2 protein-coding genes are annotated in these 3,836 nt (G+C 69.6%); both read right to left on the reverse strand.

The window, feature by feature from the left end:
* Positions 1 to 23: 23 nt before the first annotated feature.
* Positions 24 to 707 (reverse strand): response regulator transcription factor, encoded by a 684-nt coding sequence (locus FNH04_RS42840; RefSeq protein ID WP_152791645.1) that lies wholly within the window; start codon positions 705 to 707, stop codon positions 24 to 26.
* Positions 708 to 997: 290 nt separating this feature from the next.
* Positions 998 to 3,802, reverse strand: coding sequence for a beta-L-arabinofuranosidase domain-containing protein (locus FNH04_RS42845; protein ID WP_152791646.1), 2,805 nt, complete (start codon positions 3,800 to 3,802; stop codon positions 998 to 1,000).
* Positions 3,803 to 3,836: the final 34 nt, after the last annotated feature.

Here is a 3,836-nt window from a genome sequence, read left to right on the forward strand (position 1 = left end):
GCCCCTGCCCCTGCCCCTGAGCGTCAGACCGTCGGCGGTGGTGCCGCCTGGACGAGGCCCGACTGGTAGGCGATGACGACCAGCTGGGCGCGGTCGCGGGCGCCCAGTTTCGTCATGGCGCGGTGGATGTGGGTGCGGACGGTCAGAGGGCTGACGACGAGCTTCTCGGCGATCTCGTCGTTGGGGAGGCCCTCGGCGGCCAGGGCCATGACCTCCCGCTCACGGGTGGTGAGCGCGGCGAGGGCGTCGGGCGGGACCAGCCGGGCACTGGGCGCGGGTGTGGTGAGGAAGCGGGTGATGAGGGCGCGCGTGGCCAGGGAGGAGAGCAGGGAGTCACCGGAGGCCACGGTGCGGATGCCGTCCAGGAGCACATCGGCGCTGACGTCCTTGCCGAGAAAACCGCTCGCACCCGCGCGCAGCGCCTGGGCGACGTACTCGTCGATCTCGAACGTGGTCAGGATGAGGACCCGGGTGTCCGACAGCTCCGGGTCGGCGCAGATCGTGGTCGTGGCGGACAGACCGTCGGTGCCCGGCATCCGGATGTCCATCAGGACGATGTCGGGGTGGTGGACACGGGTCAGGTCGACCGCCTCGGCGCCGTCCGTGGCCTCGCCGACGACCTCCATGTCCGCGCAGGAGTCGATCAGTATCCGGAAGGTGGCCCGCAGGAGGGCCTGGTCGTCGGCGAGCAGGACGCGGATGGTCATGGCTTCTCGTTCTTCCGGTCTGGGCGGTCGTCTCGCGGTCATCATGTCTGGTCCGTCTGGTCCCGGGTGACCACTCCAGGATCCCCGAGAAGGGCCCCTCCCGTCGTCCTGCGCCTGCCGACCGGCGTCCTACTCGGAACGCAGTACACGCCGCCCGCCGGCTCCTCCGCGAGGCGGACGAGCGGCAACCGCGAGCGACCTCGGCGCGCGTACGGCGACGGGGCACGCCCGCGTGCCCGGGCGCGCCCCGAAAAGGCTCCGAAACGCTCCGAAGAGGAGCCCGCCGACGGTCAGGGCACGTACGTCGCCTTGCCCGCCGTGGAGACCACCTTCTCTCCGTCGGCTTCGGTGAGCAGGCCCTCGGAGACCCATGAGTCGACTGTCGATGCCACCCGCGATACCAGCGCGCCCTTGTTGTGGAAGGGCGCCCCGGCCCAGATCTCGTCGAGGAGTGTCGTGCCGTCGGACCTGGCTGGGTTGGTGACACCGGAGTCGGTGTTCCCGAAGGCGATCCCGGGCTCGGAACGCCGGACGTAAGCGTGCGTCGGGTCCTCGGTACCTTCGTGGAAGGGGGCGAACTCGGTGCCGTTCAGCGTGTAGTGGAGCGGCTTGCCGGACACGGGTGTCAGAGAGGGCAGCAGGTCCCCGGAGAGGGCGGCGTTCCGGTAGAGGCCGACCTGGAGGTGGCTCGTGCTCGTGCTCCGGCCGACCAGGTTGACCGGACCGTAGAACAGCGTCTGCAGGGACGGGTCGTCGAGGGCCTTCTCCACCCGCAGCCGGAACGGGATGGTGACCCGAACGGTGTCGCCGCTGCTCCAGGTCCGGGACACGGTGAAGTAGCTGCCCGCGGCCGGGGTGCCGCTGACCGCGCTGCCGTTGACGGTCACCCGGAAGCCGCTGGTCGCCCAGGACGGCACGCGCAGCTTCAGCTCGAACGACGCGCTGCCTCCGCCGATCGTGATCGTGGAGCCCTGCTCCCTCGGATAGTCCGTGGTCTGGGTGACGGTGACGCCCTTCTCCGACCAGGTCAGCGTGGACGGGCTGTACAGGTTCACGTACAGCGCGCTGTTGTCGGCCTTCCTGAAGTACACCGAGTCCTGGTACTTCGTGGCGCTCTCCATGCCCGTGCCCTCGCAGCAGGTCGTGCCCTGCTTGGGGGTGTAGTCGCGCACGTGCCCGGGCGTGAGGCCGATGAAGTACGTGACGAGGGGCTTCTCCGCGTCGGCCTTGTCCTGCTTGGAGCCGAGGACCTGGTTGTAGAGCCCCCGCTCGTAGTAGTCCATGTACTTCGGGTCCTGGTCGTGGAAGAACAGCATCCTGCTCAGCTTGAGCAGGTTGTACGCGCAGCAGGACTCGGCGCTGGTGTCGCTGATGGTGCCCGCGATCACGTCGCGGGCCTTCCAGAACTCGGCCGTGCTCGTTCCTCCGATGCCGAACATGCGGTGGGGGATGACCATGCCCCAGAAGTTCTTCGCGGCGGTGAGGTAGCGGGTCTCGCCCGTCGCGTCGTACAGCCGGACGTAACCGGTGAAGATCGGGATGTGCTGGTTGGCGTGGAGGCCGTTCAGGGTGTCGGTGTTCGCGGCGCAGGCGTCGATGAGCTTGTCGAGGTCGAACAGCTTGGCCAGCGCGAGGTGGTCGGCCGCGCCGGTGATGGAGTACAGGTCGACGATCGTCTCGACGATGCCGCCGAACTCGCCGCTGGAGAAGATGCCCCACATCCGCTGCAGCGTGGCGTCGGGCAGCTTGGACAGCCGGGAGTACATCCAGTCGCACATGCCGGACGCGAGGTCGAGAGCCCGGTCGTCGTCGGTGGCGAGGTACGCGTCCAGCAGGCCCTTGAGAATCTTGTGCGCGGTGTAGTAGGGCGCCCACACCTTGGTGTAGTCCGGGCTGGTCCTCGACTCCAGGTCGATGAACTGCGTCTCCGGGTACGCGGCGAGGAACCCGGGGTGGCTCGGCCCGCCCCAGGTACGGCGCAGGGTGGCGGTCAGCTCCCGGCCGGAGGCGTCGGCGAACGTGCCGCCCGTCGTCTCGTCGAAGGCGTACGACGCCAGGTCGCCGCGGTCCGCGGACGAGTCGGCGGCGCGGTTGCCCTGCAGGGACGTGATCTCGTCCGCGGTCAGGGCCCGCGACCACACGTTGAACTCGTCGAAGGCGCCCGCGAACACCGGGTCGCTGGAGAAGTTCGAGCGGCCCAGCCAGTTGTTCGCCAGGGTTCCGAGAGCCGACGGGGTGAGGCTCATCGACGTGTTCTGGGCGACGGCCGTGCCGTTGACGTAGAGCGTGCCGGTGCTGCCGCTGATCGTGACCGCCAGGTGGCTCCACTGGTTCAGCGGCAGCGCCGCGGTGCCGTTGAGACCCTGCTCCCTGCCGGGCCCGTTGGTCGTGATGGCGAAGCGCGGTACGCCGCTGCCGTTGCGGGCGGCCAGGTACATGTACCGGGTGGTGTTGTTGCCGAAGTCGAAGACCCGCTGCCAGTTGGCGTTGTGGGTGGGCTTCACCCAGGCCGACAGGGTGACCGCCGAGGCGCCGCCGAGTACGGCGGCCGGCAGGTCGACGTACTGGTACGAGCCCCGGACGTTGTCCTGGGCGGTGCCGAACTTCCCGGTGACACTGAGTATGCGCGGGTCCTGGCGCAGGGCCGCGCGCGCATCGGTCAGCGCCCCGAGCATGGTCCGGATCTTGTCGACGTACACCTGGTCCCCGGTGCTCGCGTACGCCTGCGACAGCATCGTCAGGAAGTGGCCGGTGTAGTGGCCGCGGAGGTTGCCGTTGGCCTCGCCGTCCAGCCCCTCCCAGCCACCGGGGGCGACGGCGCCGCCCGTGGAGAGCCCGGCGTTGGCGCGGAAGACCTGGAGCAGCCGGTTGACGTCGTAACCGCGGCCGTGGTCGAGCATCAGCTGGCGCTTGGTGGCGAAGATGCCCTGCCCGAGCTTGACATCCTTGAGCTCGAACGGCCGGAGCGTCCAGGCGGACGGCGCCGGTAGCGTGGCGGCGGCTGCCCGGCCGGTGGCGGCGTACGTCATCGTCGGCGCTGCCATGGCGAGCAGCGTGGCCTTGAGGAGGATTCGTCTGGGGAGGGCGGGTGCCATGGTTCCTCGTCTCTGCGCGGGGTCGGGACCGGGG

Source organism: Streptomyces phyllanthi, assembly GCF_009377205.1.
In the GTDB taxonomy this organism is placed as follows: Bacteria; Actinomycetota; Actinomycetes; order Streptomycetales; family Streptomycetaceae; genus Streptomyces; species Streptomyces phyllanthi.